Below are 18,481 nucleotides of genomic sequence, written 5' to 3' on the forward strand. Positions count from 1 at the left end.
CCCGCGCCGCACCTATGACGCATGTTCCTTGTCACCAAATCCACCGTGGCCAACCGGGGCGCGCTGCATATGCGGCAGGTGCCGCGCAAGTTCATGGGGCGCACGGCGCTTTGGCCGCGTGGCGGCAGCCTTGGGCTATGGGCACGGCTGGTGTTCGAGGTCGAATTCCTGCGCTACATGGCCGCCCTCATGCCCTTCGTGGTGGCGACGCTGATCTGGCGCGAGTACGCCCTCGCCATCGCGCAAGCGCCCATCCCCATGTTGATCCTGATCTACCTTGTCGAGGCGCGGCTGCTGCGCGTCCCGCCCGGAAAACGCGCCGGGCTGGTGTCAGAGGCAGAGGCCGAACGCGGCCTTGACCTGCTGCGCGAGCGCGCGCGCCGCATCCTGACCAAACTCGCCGCCGGGCGCGGGATTGACGCGGGACGCCTGCATCTGGTGATCGAACAATCCGAGATGCTGCGCATCGCGCCCTTGTCGCTGGTGTCGGTGCAGTCAGAGGACGGACCTGCCATTCTGGACCTGAGCCGCGACGAGCGTGCGCTGATTGAGGACACGCTTTTCCAGCCGCCCCTGACCGAGCGCGATCTGCAAAAGATAGGCCTCGCCCGCAAGATCGCGCTGCATGACATCGGGCTGGATGCGCGCGAAGTGTCGGCCCATGCGCGGCTGGCCGCAATAATTGCCGCGCGCTCAGGCGGCTAGCGACAGCACATGCCCGAATGGCGCGGGCTTTGGGTCGGGTTGCGGCGCGGCCCAGATGACCGGAAAACGCGGGCGCGGTCCCATCGGGCCATCCATATCCGACAAGATAACAAGCGCCGAGGGCGCAAGTTCCGTCGCACGCGCGATCACGGGCCGAAAATCGGTTCCGCCGCCTTGCGGCAAGTCCAAGCCGCGCAGGGTTGCACGCGCTGTAGCGGGGTCGAGGGCCATGTCATGGTGCAGCCCCTCGTCGAAAGTCAGCAGGTGCAAAGACGCCTGCGCCCGCAGCGCAATCGCCTGCACCTCTGCCAGAAGGAGGCGCAGGCCGTCATCACTCACAGAGGCCGAGCAATCCAACCCCAAAACGATGCGCGGGACCGCGCCCTGCCAGCGCGTGCGCGGCTGAAAAGGTGGCAAAGGGGCGCTGGTTTGCAACGCGCGCCCGGCCCCCGCCAACCATGCGCGGGATGGGCGCAAAGGCGCGGGTTCCGGTCGGTGCAGTGTTGCGCGGGCAAGCAATCGGCGCAAGATCACCTCCCACGGGATGCGGGGCGCGGGCAGATCGGCCATGCGCCGCCCCAGAGTGCCCAAACCAAAGCCCGCCGCGGCCCCCGCCGCCATCGCGCGAGCCAGATGCGCGCGCCATTCGGCCTGACCTTGGCCGCCCTTGTCCGCGCCCTGCCCGCCGCTATCGCCGCCACCGGGCCGCAAGTCGGGCTTCTGCCCGTCTTCCTGCGCCTGACGTCGCGCCCGGCCCGCGCCCTCTGGCGTATCTGCCATGCGCCGATAGAGTCGCTCGCAATCCCAATCGGCCAAGCCCCCTTGTTCGTTCAGCGCGGCCAGCAACCTCGACAACGTCAACGCTGGACGCGGCAGCGCATGGCCGGATTGCAGGATCGCCTCATTCACGATGGAGTCGGACGCGATCTGCCATAGATCGGGCGCAAAGCCATCCCCCATACGCGCGGCCATGCCCGCCATACGGTCGGAATGCTGAAGCGCCACATGCAAAATGTGATGGCCTGCCAGCCCCATCTGTTCATGCGCAGGCAGCGCCGTGAAACCGGGGCCATAGCGGATGACCGTGCCGGTGGTTTCGGCGGGCACCGCCAACCCCTCAGTATCGCGGTGCTGGCACCACAGCGCCAGCGCCGCCAGCGCCGGGTCGCGTTCGGTCAGCGCCTGCAATGCGCGGGTGGCGCGTGCGGAATGCGTCATTCCAGCCCCGCCGCGCGCCGTTCCTCGGCATAGGCGGCATAGGCGGGCGAGTCGAGGAACGCCTCAGCCATGTCATTGTCCAGCGCCTTGCGGATCAACATCTCGAACCCATGCGCGCCCAGCTCTGCCAAGGGCATGGCGTTGAAAGGCGCATCGCGCAAGCGGCGCGCTTCTGCCATGATCTCTATGCACTGGCCCATATTGCCCGCATCGGCCCGCGCCACCAGCGCATAGATCAGCGCGGTCATGCCATGCATGGATGGCGGGTAAAGCGCCAAGCGGTCCTTGGGCTTGGCATCTAGCATATCGTCAATCTGCACGGTCGCCGCGATCTCATCCGCGATCAGCAGGAATTCCGCCGCCACCGCTTCGCCCAGCACGCCGCCAATGGCGGTGTTGCGCAATGTCCGGTCAGACAGCGCCCTCATGAGCGCCGAGACCCGCGCCCAAGAGCGGGGCGAGCAGGCGATCATGTCGCCGCGACGCAACGCGGCCTCGCCGGTATCCAAAAGGTCGGGCCGGGTGCGGATGAAGGCGATGACGGCGGGGTCCAACCCCTGCGGCACCGCATAGCCTTGAACCCAGTCGCCCGCTTCGGCCACAAGGTTCAGATGCACCAGACGGTCCGACAGAGCGCTGCCCATCTCATAGGCAATCGCGCCATCCTCGACCGTGTTGCCCGCCGCCACGACCATGCAACTGTCGGGCAAGCGGTGCGGGCCGACGCGGCGCTCTTGCAACAACCCGTAGACCGTGGGCTGCAATTGTGGCGCGGCGGCAGTCAATTCGTCCAGAAACAGCACAGAGGGGGTGGCCGGGTCATCCGGCAAATCCTCTGGCCGAAACCAGACGGTGCGCTGGCGCTCCATGTCGAAAAACGGCAAGCCGCGCAGGTCTTGCGGTTCGATCGTGGTCAGGCGCAGGTCGAACAGCCGCGCGCCGATGCGGGCCGCCAACGTTTGCACAACTTCGGTTTTGCCAATGCCGGGGCGGCCATGCAGCATCCAGCTTGCGGTCAACTGGTCCGCGCTTTGCGCCTGCCAGCCGGCAAGCAGCATCTCCAGCGCGCGGCCGGTGCTGATGGGGGGTGCGTTGACCATGATGTGCCTTTCGCCAAACCGTCACGGGCCTGAATATGGCCCGCAACCATGGCGCAACAAGGCTTAGGCGGGCGGTTTCGAGGGCGACTCCTCGGCCAGTTTCGCGGCCTGCGCAATCCAGTTGTCGCGGTCGATCCGGCCCTTGAAGCTGAGATAGCCATCGACCCACTCGACCTCTGCCCGCGTCCATTTGGCGATCTGCCAGAAATGGTAGAAGCCAAGCGCGTTCAGCTTGCCTTCCAGCACGGGGCCAACGCCGCTGATGCGCTTCAGGTCATCCGCCGTGCCGATGGGGGCGTCCAGACCCTTGGGCTTTTCGGGTTCTACATCCGCGGCGGCTGGGGCCGCTGCGGCAGGCGCGGGTTCGGGTTCTGGCGCGGGTTCGGCTTTTGCTTCGGGGGCCACTGCGGCAACCGGGGCGGATGCGGGCGCGCTGGCCGCAACCGTTGCGGGCGCGGGCGAGGCAGGTGCGGTTTTCGCAGCCGGGGCGGCAGCAGGTTTGCTTTCCGCCAGCGTAAAGATCACGCCCACGATCAGCGCCACAACAGCCCCGACCGCAACTGCGGCGATTCCGCCAATATCCAGCATCACAAGCGAAACGCCGAACATCAGCGCGCCAGCTGCAACCGCTATGGCCCAACCATAGACCGGCGGAGCGTTCTTGAATTCCGAATTCGCCATCTGAAACCGTTCCTTCCCTGTTTATCCGTTCACACTCAGGCACGCAGGCCGCTGAGCGATTGGGCGGGAAACGCCTCTAGCCCCAGCGCCTGCAAGGCCGTGGCGGCAATGTCGCGCGCGCTTAGCCCCGCCTGAGCATACATCACTTCGGGGCTGGCCTGTTCAATAAATCTGTCGGCCAAGGTCATCGTGCGCAAGGCGGCACCGGTTTGCAACTGCCCGGAATTGGCCAGATAGTGTAGAACATGGGCGCCAAAGCCGCCCTGTGCGCCCTGTTCCACGGTGATGACCGCCTGATGATGGCGCATAAGCTGGTCGATCAGCGCGTGGTCAAGCGGCTTGGCGAAACGGGCATCCGCGATGGTGCAGGTGATGCCACGCGCGGCCAAGGCCTCTGCGGCCAGCCGCACTTCGGCCAGATGCGCGCCGAAGGACAGGAAGGCCACATGCTCGCCCTCGGCCACGATGCGGCCTTTGCCGATTTCCAGAACCTCTGGCCGCTCGGGCATTGTCACGCCCACGCCATTGCCGCGCGGGTAGCGCAGCGCGATGGGGCCGTCGTCATAGGCGGCGCAGGTTTCGGTCATGTGGACCAGTTCGGCCTCGTCCCCCGCGGCCATCACGACCATTCCCGGCAGGTTCGCCATGAAGCCCACGTCGAACGCGCCCGCATGGGTCGCGCCATCCGCGCCCACCAGCCCCGCGCGGTCGATGGCGAAGCGCACAGGCAGCCCTTGCAGCGCCACGTCATGCACCACCTGGTCGTAGCCGCGTTGCAGAAAGGTCGAATAGATCGCGCAGAAGGGTTTGAGGCCGCTCGCCGCCATGCCAGCCGCGAAGGTGACGGCGTGCTGTTCTGCAATGCCCACATCGAACACCCGGCGCGGGAAGCGCTTTTGCATGATGTCCAGCCCCGTGCCCCCCGGCATGGCCGCCGTAACCGCCACGATATTCGGGTCACGCGCGGCGGCATCGGTCAGGGCGCGGCCAAAGACGCCGGTATAGCTGGGCGCGTTGGGCTTCGATTGCGCTTGTGCGCCCGTCGCCACGTCGAATTTCGACACGCCGTGATAGCAGCAGCCCGACGCCTCGGCGGGGGCATAGCCCTTGCCCTTGACGGTCCGCACATGGATCAGCACCGGCCCTTCGGCCCGGTCGCGCGCCATGCGCAAGGTGGCCATCAGGTCGGTCATGGAATGGCCGTCGATGGGGCCGATATAGGTAAAACCCAGATGCTCGAACATGGTCGCATCGGGCGGGCCACCACAGGCACGGGCGCGCGCGGCCAACGCCTGCTCGCGCAAGCTCTGCGGTAGGGCCGACATAAAGCCTTGGGCGACTTCTGACAGTGACGCATGGGGCGCGTTCAGGCGGTTCAGATAGCTGTTCATTGCGCCCACCGGGGGCGCGATGGACATGTCGTTGTCGTTGAGGATCACGAATAGCCGCCGCCCTTCGGCGCCTGCGTTGTTCAGCGCTTCATAAGCCATGCCGGCGGTGATGGACCCGTCGCCGATGACGGCAATCGCGTCACCCGTGGGCTGGCCCATGTCGCGGCCAATAGTGAAGCCCAAGGCTGCGGAAATACTGGTCGAGCTATGCGCCGCGCCGAACGGGTCAAAGACCGATTCCGTGCGCTTGGTGAAGCCCGACAGCCCCCCTTCTTGGCGCAGCGTGTGCATCAGGTGGCGGCGGCCCGTCAGGATCTTGTGCGGGTAGCATTGATGCGCCACGTCCCAGATCAGCTTGTCGAAGGGCGCGCGGAACACCGCGTGCAGGGCGACCGTCAGCTCCACCACGCCAAGCGATGACCCCAGGTGCCCGCCGGTGCGGCTGACGGTCTCGATGGTTTCCTGCCGCAGCTCATCAGCCAATGCGGTCAGCTCGGACAGGTCGAAATCGCGCATATCGGCAGGGCCAGCGACACGGTCCAGATGCGGGGTCTTGGTGGTGTCGGTCATGTCGGTTCCTCCCGAAGCGGCGATCGTGGAAATGAAAAAGGATGCCGTGGGGCAAGGCCCGCACGGCACCAGTTTCCTGTCGCCAACAGGAAAGGGAACCGGGCGTCACGGCCCGTGTCCGGACCGGCTAATGGCCCGAACCCTTCGAGGGGCAGGCCGGGCGTTGCCGCCCTGCCCCAATTCGCTTAGGCCTTGCGTCAGACCTGTGCGGTCAGAACCGGCGCTTCCAATGCGCTGTAGGGCATTGGCGGCGGCGCGGTCTTGCTGTCATCGGGCAGGAATTGCCCGACCACCCAGATCAGCCCGATGATCGCACCGATCCCGACCAGAACCGCGGCGGCATAACCGGCCCCTCGCAGCATTTCGGACATGATCCAGTTGCGAAGCCGTTGGCCGGGCGTTTCATTGATGTAGTCATGCTGTGCCATTGTGACCTCCTCGATCAGTAGATGGGACGATAGCCGCGCTGTTCAGCCCAGATGGCCCAGTTGTCCACCACGGTGCCCGTCAGCAAGATACCGATGCCGCCGGTCAGCGTGCACAGAACCGCGAACCACCACGCCCAGCGATGGATACCTTCCATCGTGGCGTTGAAGCCCATGGTCCAGCGCCAGAACAAGGCCGCCCGCTCGGATGCCGTGCCACGGTCCACGATCTGCTCCAGCTCACGGTCGCCGCCGAAGCGAGAGACAGCAAGGATGGTCGCCCCATGCATGGCAAACAGCAGCGCCGAGCCATAGAGGAACGCGATCGAAAGCGCGTGGAACGGGTTGTAGAACAGGTTGCCGTAGCGCAGGCTGAACAGGTTGGTCCAGTCCAGATGGGTGAAGATGCCATAAGGCACGGCTTCCGACCACGACCCCAGCAGGATCGGACGGATCAGGCCCAGCACAAGGAACAGCCAGATGGCAGAGGCAAATGCCCAGGCCACATGTTTGCCCATGCCCAGGGCTTCGGCGCGCAGATAGGTCCGCGCCCACCATGTCATGACAGAGATCAGCAGGAAGAAGGACGCGATCAGGAAATAGCCCCCCTCCCGCATGGGCGGAATGCTCAGGCCATATTCCGGCGCGGGCGGATCCAGCGACAGCCAGAACAGATCGCGCATGAACACGGCCGGGTTATAGCCCGCCTGATCCCAGAACCACAGGCCCACCATGACGAACCATGTGATGCCGGTGGCCAGAGAGATCACGCCCAGCGTGCCCAGGTAGACAGGACCAAGCTGCGCATTGCCGAACCAGCCCATCAGGGTCGAGAAGCCGGCGCCCTTGGTGCGGTTTTCCAGCTCTACGCCTTCAATCATGCCCATTTCCGGGGCCGCGCGCACCTGCACCTGGGTGAAGATGTTCTGATACTCAGCCATTGACGCCTCCTGCGATATCGCTCCACCACGGCAGGTTCAGCCACCAATCCCACCAGACAACCCACTGGTCGAACCAGATGGTGCCAGAGATCACGATGCAGACCGCCGACCAGAACCCGGCATTCAGCGCCAGAAGCAGACCCAGGCGGTGAATACCCAGCGTGCCGACCGAATACCCGATCAGGTCACGGAAGAACGTGTCTTCGTGGTCGGGGGTTTTCATGATCTGGCCCTTGGGCGGGTTGGCCGCCGACAGAACCAGCGCGCCGTGCAGCGCCAGCGCCAGCGTTGTGGTGAAGAAGAAGGTCACCGCGATCATATGCGCCGGGTTGTAGTGGAAGTTGCCGTAAGTATAGCCCACGTTCGACACCCAATCGAGGTGGGTCCAGATGCCATAGGGGAACGCATATCCCCAGGCACCCATCAGAACGGGACGAATGACAACCAGCGTGACATAGGCAAAGATCGCCACGCCGAAGGCGAAGGGCACATGATAGCCCATCCCCAGTTTGCGACAGATTTCGACCTCACGCAGCGCCCAGGACACGAAGGCCCCGATTGCGCAGATGGTCACCACCTGCCATAGCCCGCCTTCCAGAAGCGGTGCCGGACCCAACCCATAGGACAGGGGTGGGGGATTGATTGAAATAAGCCAGGGGTTCCAGGTGCCTTGCAGCACGGCCCCCCAAAAGATCAAGAGCGTTCCGAGGACCGCGAAGAACACGGTCGTGACCCCGAAAAAACCGACGTAAAACGGCCCGACCCAAAAGTCGAACAGGTTTCCGCCGACCAACGTGCCACCGGGCACGCGGTATTTGCGCTCGAAGCTCAGCAGCGCCATGCTTCCCTCCGCTAAGGTGCGGCGGCCGTCAAGGCCGTCAATGAATGGTGAAGTTGGCCACGGGCAAAGGCGCTGGCGCCGATGCCCGCGGCGCTAGGCTTATTCGGGCGCGACGCGCTCGTATTTGTCGGCTGCGATGGTGAACCAGTTGTAGGACGGGTTCGACAGCAGCACGAGATGGATCATCGCAGCCAAGAGGAACAGGAACACGCCCTGTGCCACGAAAACGCGGCGCGGATCGAAGATCAGCCAGATTTTGTAAAACTTGCTCATTTCTCAATCCTCCTCAGAACCACGGGCGCCAGATGAACACGGCCAAATGAGCCACGATGGCGACGGCCGAAAACAGCCAAAGCCCGCTCATATAGACCGAGTGCAGTTCCTGGGCCTGCTCGTCGGTGAGACCTGTAAACGACAGATCAGAATTTTCAGCCATAGTATCCTCCGGATCATAAGACTGGCTCCGCACACCCTGCGGCCGGGTCGGCAGGGGTCGCCCCCCACCCTACCCACGGGCCGAAACCCGCAGGAATTCTTGTGTCGCAGCGCCTTAGCTGCGGTAGATGATCGGCGCGATCGCGCGGGCATCGGCCAGCGCGCGGCCCAAGGGGCCAAGACGCGGCAGGCGGCCCGTGGTGACGATGCGCCACGACCATGTCAGCAGGCCGACGACCAACGCGAGCGCGAAGACGACGGTGAAATAGAAGCTGTATTCCCAGCCCCCGTTTCGAGGTTGATGATGCGCCTTGGGGGTATTCACGGTGTAGTCAGCCATGGTCATTCTCCTCCTGCGATCAGGCTCTGGCCGGTGCGGGGGCAATACCCTGCACCAATGCGGTGTCGACCTCGTCCGCGCCTTGCTCCAGCGCGGCTTTCTCGATCGCGTCGCGCATGGTGCGCGCGGCCGAGATACGGGTCAGAATGGGGTGTTGGGCCACGATGCGGTCCAGCTCTGCCTTGGCGGCGGCGGACCATGGCAGGTCGCGTTTCAGCTCTGCGGGCGTGGCTTCATGCGCGTCCATCTGGCTGCCCAGCGGCAGGATGTGGAAAAGCGCATCGAACAGGCCGTTGCAGACCTCTTGCAGCACATAGGTCGCGCCCGCATAGCCCATCATCGGCGTTCCGGTGTGGCGGCGGATCGCAGCTCCCGGAAAACTGGCCGGAATGAACGCAGGCGCAGGCCCATGCCCGGCCTTCAACTCGGCCAGATACATCTTCTCGTTAATGGACCCGAACACGATCAGCGGGCGCTTTTCGCCCATCATGGCGCGGACGCGGTCATTGTCGGTCTTCTTGCCGCGCGTGCGGGCGACCGCAAAGGCGCAAGGCATTCCCAGATCGCCCTCCAGGTAGTTCCGCAGACCCCGTGCATAGGTCTCATTCGCGACCACGGCGAAACTGGCGGTCGCGTAGAAATCCTGCGTGACCGAGCGCCACAAATCCCACATGGGCTTCAGCGTCGAATGCTTCTCGCGGGTGATGAACGGCTCCGGGTCCAGCCCCAGCAATTCACCCAGACGGCGCAGGAACTTGGTCGTGCTGTCCATGCCGATGGGCGCTTGCAGATAGGGCTTACCCAGCACTTCGGCCAATCCACGCCCGAATTCGCGATACATGCAGATGTTCACATCGGCGTTCACAAGGTTGCGCATCTCGGCCAGATGGGCACCCAGCGGCATGACCATGTTCACCTCTGCCCCGATCCCTTCCACCAAGCGGCGGATCTCGGCCAGGTCCGACGGCATGTTGAACGTGCCATACATCGGCCCAAGGATGTTCACGCGCGGGCGTGCGCCCTCTTCACGGGTCTTCTCAGGCGGCATCCGGCCCTTGGTCATCCCAAATTCGGTAAAGATCCACGTCATCGCGCGATCAGCGGCTTCCCACTGGTCCTCGTCGATGGTGCGCGGCAGGAAGCGCTGGATATTCGTGCCTTGCGGGGTCACGCCGCCGCCGATCATCTCGGCGATAGAGCCCGTGACCACCACGGCGGGCAAAGCGGGGTCGAGCGTTTTCCAGGCGCGTTTCATGGCGCCCTCGGTTCCATCTCGACCCAACTCCTCCTCGCCGAGGCCTGTGACCACGATGGGCAATTCATGGGGCGGCAGCGCATCGGTGTAATGCAGCACCGATGTCACCGGCAGGTTCTCGCAGCCCACCGGGCCGTCGATGACCACCTGCAAGCCCTTGACCGCGCAAAACGCGTAGACCGCGCCCCAATAGCCCCCTGCCCGGTCGTGATCTTGTATCAGCATCAGATCATCTCCTGCGCTTTGGCGGCGCGGGCGGCCTTGTCGAGTTTCTTCTGGTGCTGGGCGCGGAAATCAGGGCGCAGATTGGGGCTGCCTTCCCAGATACCGGCGGTGTCGCCCTCGCCCACGCCCTCGAAGAAGTCGCGCATCTTGTCCATGCGCGCCTTGCCCGCGATGGCGGCGTTGACGACCTCGCCCAAAGACCCGGCCCCGGCTGGCCCCATCAGGGGGCGTGCGGAAATGAGGTTGGTGAAATACAGGGCCGGCACGCCCTTTTGCTTGGCATGCTGCACCACGGGCGTGGTGCCGATGACCAGATCGGGGTCCAGCCCGTCGGCAGCTGCCAGATCATCGGCCAAGGATGCGCGGAACTTCACCGCCACGCCGCGCGCTTCCAGCCATTCGCGGTCATGCGCGGACCAGCGCGAGGCCGCGCAAGCCGTGCCCACATAGGCCACATCCGCACCGCTCTCGATCAGCAGGCGCGCAACGATCAATTCAGAGCCTTCATAGCCCGACAAAGTGATCCGCCCCTTGATCGGGTTCGCCGCCAGCGCACCCTTGATCGCGGGGATGAAGGCGTTTTGCGCCGCAGCCACCTGCGCGGGGTTCACCCCCATCGCATCGCCAATCGCGGCCAGCCAGTTATGCGTGCCGTCCACGCCCACGGGGGCAGAGCCGACAACGGGACGGCCCGCCGCTTCAAACTCGCGCACCGCCGCCGAATAGAACGGGTGGATCGCCGCCACCGCCCCGCAATCGAGCGCGGCATAAAGCTCGCGCCATTCGCGCGTGGGCACGACCGGGCCAGCGGCCAAACCCATGGGCGCCAGCATCGCGCCGATCATCATGGGATCAGCCGGGAACATTTCGCCCAACAGCGTCACGGTCGGGCGGTCCGAGCGGCCCGCCTTGGGCGCGGGCACCGGGCCCGCCGCCACTTCCTGGCGCGCATAGTTCAGCATGGCCCCGGCCAGCACGTCTTTCGCTTCGGCATGGGTTGGAATGCCAAAGCCCGGCACGTCGATGCCGATGATCCGCACGCCGTTGATTTCCTTGGGCAACAGCCGCAGCGGCACGCCGCTGGCGGTAGGCACGCAGAGGTTCGTCACCACGATCGCGTCGTAGCGGTCGGGATCGGCCATTTCGTGCACAGAATCGCGGATATCCTCGAACAGCTTGCCCGTAACCAGCGTTTCCGAGTTGAAGGGCACATAGCCCACGGACCGGCGCGCGCCGTAGAAATGGCTGACAAAGGTCAGGCCATAGACGCAACAGGCCGACCCGCTGAGAACCGTCGCCACCCGGCGCATCCGCAGGCCCACGCGCAGGCTGCCAAACGCGGGGCACATGGATTCGGGACGGTCATGCGGGCCTTGGGGATAGTCCTTGGCGAATTGGTCCAGCACCGCACCATTGCCCGAGGCCCGCGCCTGCGCCGCCATCTGTTCGGCGGGAGCGTGGCAGCCCATGCCGTCAGGCGAGACGGCCCCCTCGGCGGGCAAATCGCTGTCCAGCACCTCGACCGGGGCATCGGCGGCGGTGTCATAGCTGACCTCGCCCGATGCAGCGGTGTGCGGGCTGGTCCGCTTGGGGGCTCCGAAATCCTCAGGCATCGTCATAGACCACTTCAAGGCTGACTTTTTCCACCGCGTTCTTGCCGCGCATATCGGCATCGGTCGCGGGCACCAGAACCACGTCGCCGCCTGTATCCTTGCTGTCGAACAGCGCCAGAAGCCCGTCCTGGTTCAGCGGCGCGGGGCGCACGGGCGGGGCGAAAGCGACCGCTTCGGCCAAGCCCTGGAACATCGCGCCCCACGGGCCTGCGGCGGTGCCGACAATCTGGTAATTGGCCGATTTCTTGCGCAGATCGTCATCGGCGGGGATGGCGGCCAGCACGGGAATATCCACGGCCTGCGCGAAAGCCTGCGCCTCGCCCGTGCCGTCATCCTTGTTGATGACAAGGCCAGCCACGCCCACATTGCCGCCCATCTTGCGGAAATATTCAACCGCCGAGCAGACATTGTTCGCCACATAAAGCGATTGCAGATCGTTCGAGGCGACCAGGATCACTTTCTGCGCCATGTCGCGGGCAATCGGCAGGCCAAAGCCGCCACAGACCACGTCGCCCAGGAAATCGAGCAGGACATAGTCGAAATCCCAGTCGTGAAAGCCCAGCTTTTCCAGCAGCTCGAACCCGTGGATAATGCCGCGACCGCCGCAGCCACGGCCCACTTCCGGGCCGCCCAGTTCCATCGCGTAGACGCCGTTGCGCTTGAAGCAGACGTCGCCAATCGCCACTTCCTCGCCCGCCAGTTTCTTGGCCGAGGATGTCTCGATGATCGTGGGGCACGCCTTGCCGCCGAACAGAAGGCTGGTCGTGTCGGATTTCGGATCGCAGCCAATGAGCAGCACACGCTTGCCCATTTCGGCCATCATGCAAGACAGGTTCGCCAGCGTGAAGGATTTGCCGATCCCCCCCTTGCCATAGATCGCGATGATCTGGGTGTGCTTGGTCGGTTCCGCCTGCGGCACCTCCAGCGTCGGTTCGGCAGAGGCCTCGTCGCGCAAACGCTGGTCAAAATCTTTGAGGTTCGGAATGTCGAGCGTCATGCGCTTGCCTCCCAGTCGATAATCATCTTCAGGCAATCAGGATCGCTGAATGCCGTCTCGTAGGCGGGGCCGGCCGCGTCGGGGCGGGCATGGTGGGTAATCAGACCGGCCAACGACAGGCGGCCCGTGTCGATCAGCTCGCGCGTGGCGATCAGGTCTTCCGTCTGCCATTCGGCGGCGATGCGCAGGCGCATCTCGCGCATGAAGGCGGGAACGAAATTGAACTGGATGGGCTTGGTGTAGAACCCGGCCAGCACGACCTCTCCGCCCTTGGCGATGCGCCCGATCAGGCTGTCCAAAAGCCCCTCCGCGCCAGAGGCATCCATGATGACGTTGTAATCGCGGCGCGGGTCGGTATCGGGGTGCAGCACCTCGTAGCCCTCGGCCCCGGCGGCGCGTTTCGGGTTGATCTCCCACACGGTCGGTGCGGGCGCGCCCATGGCGATGGCGATGCGCGCCATCAGGCGGCCCAGCACGCCATGGCCGATAATCAGGTCGGGCATGGTGGCGGCGGGGGCCGCAATGGCATGACGCGCGGTCGCGGCCAGCGCAAGCAACGCGCCTTCGGGCCCCATCGCGCCATCCACACGGGTGACGCGCGCGGCATTGCTGACCAAATGGCGCGAGGCCGCGCCGAACAGCCCGTAGATCGGGCCGGTTTCACTGGGGGCGAAGCAATTCGCACCGGGGACGAACACACGCTCGCCCACGCGGTAGCCACTTTCCGCCCCTGCTTCGACGATCTCGCCACAGGCCTCGTATCCGGGGACAAGCGGGTAGCCCATGCCCGGAAAGGGCGGCATGTCGCCGGTCCAGAACAGCTTTTCGGTGCCGGTCGACACGCCCGAATGATCGACCCGGACAAGCAGATCCTGCGGCCCCGCATCCCGCAAACCAACCGATCCCAACTGGATCTGGCGCGGAGCGGAAAGGATGATGGCCTCGGTCTGCACGTCTGGTCCTCTCTTGTCTGGCGGGAAGCGTCACGGGGAAGTGACTCGGCCCTATGTGTAATCTTATTGATACAACACTTACTGTCAATCTTTATTGACAGTTATTTTGCCCGATCTTTAGGCAGTGCCGGTTTGCGCGCCTCGACCACGCCGGTCACATAGGGGCGCGCGGCTTTGGGCGTTGAAATCTGGGTGAATCCGGCTTTCGCCAGCGCCGCGCCGATCTCTGCGGCAGAGCGTGTGCGCCCGGTTTGCATGGCCAGCGTGTAAACCGCGAAATACACATCCGTCTGCGGATCGGGCTTTGCCCCGCCCGACATCGGCTCGATCACCAGCACCCGGCCACCGGGCGGAAGTGCGGCATAAACCTTTGCAAGAAGCGCCGCGACGGTCGCGTCCGCATGGTCATAAAGCACCCGCACAAGGCTGATCGCATCGGCCCCTTGCGGCAGCGGGTCGGTGCGGAACGATCCGCCATGCCGCGCCACATCGGCGGGCAGCGCGGCCCCGGCCACCACGTCGGGCAGATCGAACAACGCAAGCGACAGGTCCGGGTAGCGCGCCCGCACCGCGCGCAGGAACGCGCCCGTGCCGCCGCCAATATCCAGAAGCTGACCCACGCCTTTCAGGTCCACCATGCGCAGCGCATCTTGCGCGACAATGCCTTGGCTGTCGGCCATCAGCCGCGAATAGCGCGCCGTAACCTCCGGGTCCATCGGGCCGGTCGCGCCGAACACATAGGGCCAGAACCGGGCCAGATCGGGGTCGGTTTCGCCGCGGATAAAGGCTGCCGGGTCGGCCAAGTCCCGATACAGAACCGAATGGTGCCGCACCATGTCGGCCAGCCCCGGCACGCCCAGAAACGCAGCGCCCCGGCGTGACAGCCTGTAACGCGTCCCGCGCCGCAGCATCAGCCCCATGCCCGCGCCCGCTTGGGCCAGAATGCCCATCCGATCGGCGGGAACACCCGCGCGCTGCGCCAGTGCGTCCACTGTCGCGGGCCCATCGGCCAGCAGGTGCAGAACCCGCAGTTCCACCAGCGCGGTCAACATCTGGCTTTGGACGAAGCCCTGCATCAGGTCGAACAGCGCCGCACCCTCGCGCCGCGCAATGCCCCGCAGCCCCGGCACCCGCGCACAAAACGCCTGAAACCGGGTCGAGGCCGCCAGCCGGTTGACCAGCCCCACCGGGCGGAAGGGCTGTTCAGGGGCGGTCATGTCGGTCATGGGTTACACCCGCACGGGCGCGACAGGGGTCATGCGTTCGGCGTATAGCCGCACAAGCTGCGCCAACTGCCCTTCGCCGGGGCAAGAGGGGATGGACGCGATCGCGCCCGACAGGATGTCCTGCAAATGCTTGATCGCGCCTTGCACGCCCATCGCCTCGACGGCAGAGGGGCGGGCATTGGCGGCGTCCTGCCCTGCGGGCTTGCCAAGCGCCGCTTCGTCATAAAGCGCATCGCGCAGATCGTCAGCCACCTGGAACGCCTCGCCAATGCGCGCGCCCAGCTCTTCCCAAGCGTCGGGGTCTTGGCCCGCAGCCAGCGCCCCCATCTGCGTGGCGGCGACAAACAACGCGGCGGTTTTCGAGCGGTGATAGGCGCGCAGATCGACCTTCGCCTCGCTCTCCCATCCCTGCCCCGCGCAGATACCATGCGGCATACCGGTGTGCCGCGCGAGCAGGCGCACCAGCTTCAGCGCGCGCAAGGCATCGGCCTCGGCGGCGCGGCCCAGTTCGTCAAAGGCCGCGATAATCAGGCTATCGCCCGACAGCACCGCCAGCGGTTCGGAAAAGGCCAGATGGATGGTCGGCTTGCCGCGCCGGAAATCGGCATTGTCGAAGGCAGGCAGGTCGTCATGCACAAGGCTTGCGCAGTGGATCAGCTCTAGCGCGATGGCCGCCGAATCGGCCAGCGCCGGGCGGTCATCACCGCAGGCTTTGGCCACCGACAGGCAAATCGTGGGCCGAATGCGCGCCCCACCGGGCGTGACGGCATAATTCAGCGCCGCCGCCAGGCGCGCGGGCACCGCCCCCTCTGGCTGGCTGGCCCCTTGCGCGCGGGAAATCGCGGCAGTCATCGCACGGTCGATTCGGTGGCTCAGGTCCATGGCGACCCCCTTTGCTGGCATATGTCAGAACAAATGGACATGTATGTGTAAATTACACTGGACAGTTTTGCGCAAAGAGTCAACAATTCCTGACATGGGCCATTGCAAGGACAGCATCGCCATTATCGGCGCGGGAATGGGCGGCTTGGCTGCAGGCATCCGGCTGGCCGCCGCGGGCCGTGACGTCACGATCTACGAGGCGCATGGCTGGCCCGGCGGCAAGATGCGCACGGTCGCGTCACAGGCTGGCCCGGTCGATGCCGGCCCGACCGTTCTGACCCTGCGCGACGTGCTGGACGATCTGTTCGCCACCGCCGGAACCACGACCAGCGACCAGATCACGCTCAAACCCCTGAACACGCTTGCGCGGCATTACTGGTCCGACGGCACCAAGCTGGACCTGACCCATGACGCAGGCCAGAACAGCGCGGCCATCGCTACCGCATTCGGCCCGCGCGCCGCGCGCGACTTCGAGCGTTTCAGCGCCGAGACCCGCGCGCTTTACCAAGCCTTCGACGCCCCGATCATGCGCGCGCCGCGCCCAAGCGTGCTGGCCTCTGCCCGCGCGGCGCTGGCGCAGCCCCAGATCCTGCCATGGCTGGTGCCGGGCCGGTCGCTGGATGCGATGCTGCGCAAGCGCCTGTCCGACCCGCGCCTGCGCCAGTTATTCGGGCGCTATGCCACCTATGTGGGCGGCAACCCGCTTCTGGCCCCCGCCGTGCTTGGCCTTGTCTGGCAGGCAGAGGCCGCGGGCGTCTGGGCGGTGCAAGGCGGCATGGCGCGGCTGGCGCATTGCCTCGCGGCCCTGTTCGAACGTTTGGGCGGCAGCTTGCGGCTGAACACGCCGGTCGCGCGCATCCTGACCCACAAGGGCCGCGTCACCGGGCTGCATCTGGCCAATGGCGACCGCGCATCCTGCACGCAGGTCATTTTCAACGGCGACCCGGCGGCATTGCCCTACCTGCTGGACGTGCCGCAGCGCGCGCCCAAAGCCCGCCAAACCCAGCCGCGCAGCCTGTCGGCGCGGGTCTGGACCTTTGCCGCAGAGGTATCGGATGACGGCATCGGGCGCGACGCGCTGGCCTATCACACGCTCTTTTTCGCGGATGACCCGGCGCAGGAATTCACCCCCCTCGCCCACGGCCGCACGCCGCCCGACCCCACGATCTATGTCTGCGCCCAGGACCGTGCCACGGGCCGCGCCCCGGTCGGGCCAGAGCGGTTCCAGTTCATCCTCAACGCGCCCGCCACGCGGCCCGGCGCCCTCAAGTCGGAGCCATCATGCAACACTCATCCTTTCGAGCGGCTGGCGCGCTTCGGCCTGCATCTGACCCCGCGCCCCACGGCGGACAGCCTGACCACACCCGCGCGCTTCGCGATGCTCTTCCCGCACAGCCAGGGGGCGCTCTACGGCCTGTCCCCGAACGGGGCGATGGCGACCTTCCAGCGGCCGACGGCACGCACGAAGGTCGCGGGCCTCTATCTGGCCGGGGGGGGCGTGCATCCGGGGGCGGGTGTGCCGATGGCGCTGATCTCGGGCGGGCACGCGGCGGCAGCAGTGCTCAGCGACCGGATTTCACGCGCAAGGTCGGCCCCAATGGCTACGCCTGGTGGTATGTCGACGGCATCAGCGATTGCGGCAGCCGCGCCGTCTCGGTCATCGGGTTCATAGGGTCGGTTTTCTCGCCGTGGTATCGGTGGTCGGGGCGGCGCGACCCGGCCAATCACTGCTGCATCAACGTGGCGACCTATGGGCCAAAGGGGCGGTTCACCATGACCGACCGGGGCCGCAGCGCGCTGCGCCAGTCCGAAGACGTGTTCGAGGTCGGGCCATCGTCGATGCGCTGGGACGCCGACAAGCTGGTGATCGAGGTCAATGAGATCTCCTCTCCCCCGCTCATCAGCCGGGTCCGCGGCACGATCACGCTGCACCCCGAAGTACTGTTCGGACAGGTCCACGACCTGACGCCAGACGGCAGCCACGCATGGCAGCCCTTCGCCCCGATTGCCCGGATAGAGGTGGACCTGTCCCCCGGCCACCGCTGGCAAGGCCACGGCTATTTCGATGCGAATTTTGGCACCGCCGCGCTGGAGGATGATTTCAACTACTGGACATGGGGCCGCTTCCCGCGCGCCCATGGGGCCACCTGTTTTTACGATGCCGTGCTGCGCGACGGGTCCGAACAATCGACCGCGCTGCATTTCCACCCCGATGGGCGGATGGAGCATATCGCGCCGCCCCCCCGCGCGCGCTTCAAGCGCAGCCTGTGGGCCGTGCGACGCGAGACGCGGGCGGATGCGGGCGTTGTGCCCCGTCAGGTGCTGCCCATGCTGGACGCGCCGTTTTATACGCGTGCTGCGGTCGAAACGGTCATTGATGGAGAGGCATCCATCGGTGTGCACGAGGCGCTCGACCTGCGCCGCTTCGCGCAACCGCTACTCAAGCCCATGCTCGCCGTCCGCGTGCCCCGCCGCGCGGGCTGGCGGTTCGAAGATGCGACGGGTTAACGGATACAGCGGGTTAACGGGCAGCGGATGGCCGGGGCCTGCCGCTGCCGTCCGTGGATATAGGCACTTTATGGCTGCCAAATCCGTCGGGCCTGCGAACGGCGCACTTGCATCAGCCGAAGCGGCTGGCCGCCGGGCCGGCCATCCGCGGCCCGTGGGGCGCTACGCGCCTGTT

Annotated in this window: 19 protein-coding genes; 3 read left to right on the forward strand and 16 right to left on the reverse strand. The window is 65.8% G+C overall.

The features are described 5' to 3' along the window. Positions 1 to 21 precede the first annotated feature (21 nt). Positions 22 to 705, forward strand: coding sequence for a hypothetical protein (locus J1C52_RS07370; protein WP_227427298.1), 684 nt, complete (start codon positions 22 to 24; stop codon positions 703 to 705). On the opposite strand, the gene J1C52_RS07375 is transcribed toward J1C52_RS07370, so the two are convergent. The 16 genes from J1C52_RS07375 to J1C52_RS07450 all read right to left on the reverse strand — a co-directional run bounded on the left by J1C52_RS07375 (position 694) and on the right by J1C52_RS07450 (position 15,798). Continuing rightward, positions 694 to 1,923: a DUF2201 family putative metallopeptidase gene (locus tag J1C52_RS07375; RefSeq protein WP_227427299.1), complete on the reverse strand. Its 1,230-nt coding sequence runs from the start codon at positions 1,921 to 1,923 to the stop codon at positions 694 to 696. The two genes, J1C52_RS07370 and J1C52_RS07375, sit on opposite strands and share 12 nt — an antisense overlap. After that, entirely contained in the window at positions 1,920 to 3,026 is a 1,107-nt protein-coding gene (locus J1C52_RS07380) for an AAA family ATPase (RefSeq protein ID WP_370633248.1), read from the reverse strand. The genes J1C52_RS07375 and J1C52_RS07380 overlap by 4 nt, the downstream gene beginning before the upstream one ends. A gap of 60 nt (positions 3,027 to 3,086) precedes the next feature. Continuing rightward, positions 3,087 to 3,704, reverse strand: coding sequence for an NADH:ubiquinone oxidoreductase (locus tag J1C52_RS07385; RefSeq protein WP_227427301.1), 618 nt, complete (start codon positions 3,702 to 3,704; stop codon positions 3,087 to 3,089). A gap of 35 nt (positions 3,705 to 3,739) precedes the next feature. Then, positions 3,740 to 5,665 (reverse strand): 1-deoxy-D-xylulose-5-phosphate synthase, encoded by a 1,926-nt coding sequence (gene dxs / locus J1C52_RS07390; RefSeq protein ID WP_227427302.1) that lies wholly within the window; start codon positions 5,663 to 5,665, stop codon positions 3,740 to 3,742. A gap of 197 nt (positions 5,666 to 5,862) precedes the next feature. Further along, positions 5,863 to 6,093 carry an RC-LH1 core complex protein PufX gene (gene pufX / locus J1C52_RS07395; RefSeq protein ID WP_227427303.1) on the reverse strand — a complete coding sequence of 77 codons (231 nt, stop codon included), beginning with the start codon at positions 6,091 to 6,093 and terminating at the stop codon, positions 5,863 to 5,865. A 14-nt stretch (positions 6,094 to 6,107) separates the two neighbouring features. Then, positions 6,108 to 7,031, reverse strand: coding sequence for a photosynthetic reaction center subunit M (pufM, locus tag J1C52_RS07400; RefSeq protein ID WP_227427304.1), 924 nt, complete (start codon positions 7,029 to 7,031; stop codon positions 6,108 to 6,110). After that, a complete protein-coding gene (pufL, locus tag J1C52_RS07405) occupies positions 7,024 to 7,872 on the reverse strand; it encodes a photosynthetic reaction center subunit L (protein WP_227427305.1) in 849 nt (282 codons plus the stop codon). The genes pufM and pufL overlap by 8 nt, the downstream gene beginning before the upstream one ends. Before the next feature lie 99 nt (positions 7,873 to 7,971). Beyond that, positions 7,972 to 8,145: a light-harvesting antenna LH1, alpha subunit gene (gene pufA / locus J1C52_RS07410; protein ID WP_227427306.1), complete on the reverse strand. Its 174-nt coding sequence runs from the start codon at positions 8,143 to 8,145 to the stop codon at positions 7,972 to 7,974. A gap of 13 nt (positions 8,146 to 8,158) precedes the next feature. Then, complete coding sequence (pufB, locus tag J1C52_RS07415; protein ID WP_121093707.1) at positions 8,159 to 8,308, reverse strand: light-harvesting antenna LH1, beta subunit; 150 nt, start codon at positions 8,306 to 8,308, stop codon at positions 8,159 to 8,161. A 114-nt stretch (positions 8,309 to 8,422) separates the two neighbouring features. Continuing rightward, entirely contained in the window at positions 8,423 to 8,647 is a 225-nt protein-coding gene (pufQ, locus tag J1C52_RS07420; RefSeq protein ID WP_227427307.1) for a cytochrome PufQ, read from the reverse strand. A gap of 19 nt (positions 8,648 to 8,666) precedes the next feature. After that, the gene (gene bchZ / locus J1C52_RS07425) at positions 8,667 to 10,127 is read right to left on the reverse strand and encodes a chlorophyllide a reductase subunit Z (protein WP_227427308.1); all 1,461 of its coding nucleotides are present in this window, start codon (positions 10,125 to 10,127) and stop codon (positions 8,667 to 8,669) included. Then, on the reverse strand, positions 10,127 to 11,596 hold the full coding sequence (bchY, locus tag J1C52_RS07430) for a chlorophyllide a reductase subunit Y (protein WP_227427566.1): 1,470 nt from the start codon (positions 11,594 to 11,596) through the stop codon (positions 10,127 to 10,129). Before bchY ends, bchZ begins: the two co-directional genes overlap by 1 nt. Positions 11,597 to 11,732: 136 nt before the next feature. Next, positions 11,733 to 12,737 (reverse strand): chlorophyllide a reductase iron protein subunit X, encoded by a 1,005-nt coding sequence (locus tag J1C52_RS07435; protein WP_227427309.1) that lies wholly within the window; start codon positions 12,735 to 12,737, stop codon positions 11,733 to 11,735. Continuing rightward, positions 12,734 to 13,690, reverse strand: coding sequence for a chlorophyll synthesis pathway protein BchC (bchC, locus tag J1C52_RS07440; RefSeq protein WP_227427310.1), 957 nt, complete (start codon positions 13,688 to 13,690; stop codon positions 12,734 to 12,736). The genes J1C52_RS07435 and bchC overlap by 4 nt, the downstream gene beginning before the upstream one ends. A gap of 101 nt (positions 13,691 to 13,791) precedes the next feature. Further along, positions 13,792 to 14,916 (reverse strand): methyltransferase, encoded by a 1,125-nt coding sequence (locus J1C52_RS07445; protein WP_370633240.1) that lies wholly within the window; start codon positions 14,914 to 14,916, stop codon positions 13,792 to 13,794. 3 nt (positions 14,917 to 14,919) lie between these two features. Continuing rightward, positions 14,920 to 15,798 carry a polyprenyl synthetase family protein gene (locus J1C52_RS07450; RefSeq protein WP_227427311.1) on the reverse strand — a complete coding sequence of 293 codons (879 nt, stop codon included), beginning with the start codon at positions 15,796 to 15,798 and terminating at the stop codon, positions 14,920 to 14,922. Positions 15,799 to 15,892: 94 nt separating this feature from the next. Here J1C52_RS07450 and crtD point away from each other — a divergent pair, with 94 nt between their 5' ends. Both crtD and crtC read left to right on the forward strand, forming a co-directional pair. Then, on the forward strand, positions 15,893 to 17,470 hold the full coding sequence (gene crtD, locus J1C52_RS07455; protein WP_227427312.1) for a 1-hydroxycarotenoid 3,4-desaturase CrtD: 1,578 nt from the start codon (positions 15,893 to 15,895) through the stop codon (positions 17,468 to 17,470). After that, positions 17,425 to 18,306, forward strand: coding sequence for a carotenoid 1,2-hydratase (gene crtC / locus J1C52_RS07460; RefSeq protein ID WP_227427568.1), 882 nt, complete (start codon positions 17,425 to 17,427; stop codon positions 18,304 to 18,306). The genes crtD and crtC overlap by 46 nt, the downstream gene beginning before the upstream one ends. The last annotated feature ends 175 nt before the right edge of the window (positions 18,307 to 18,481 follow it).

Source organism: Roseibaca sp. Y0-43, assembly GCF_020667835.1.
GTDB lineage: Bacteria > Pseudomonadota > Alphaproteobacteria > Rhodobacterales > Rhodobacteraceae > Roseinatronobacter.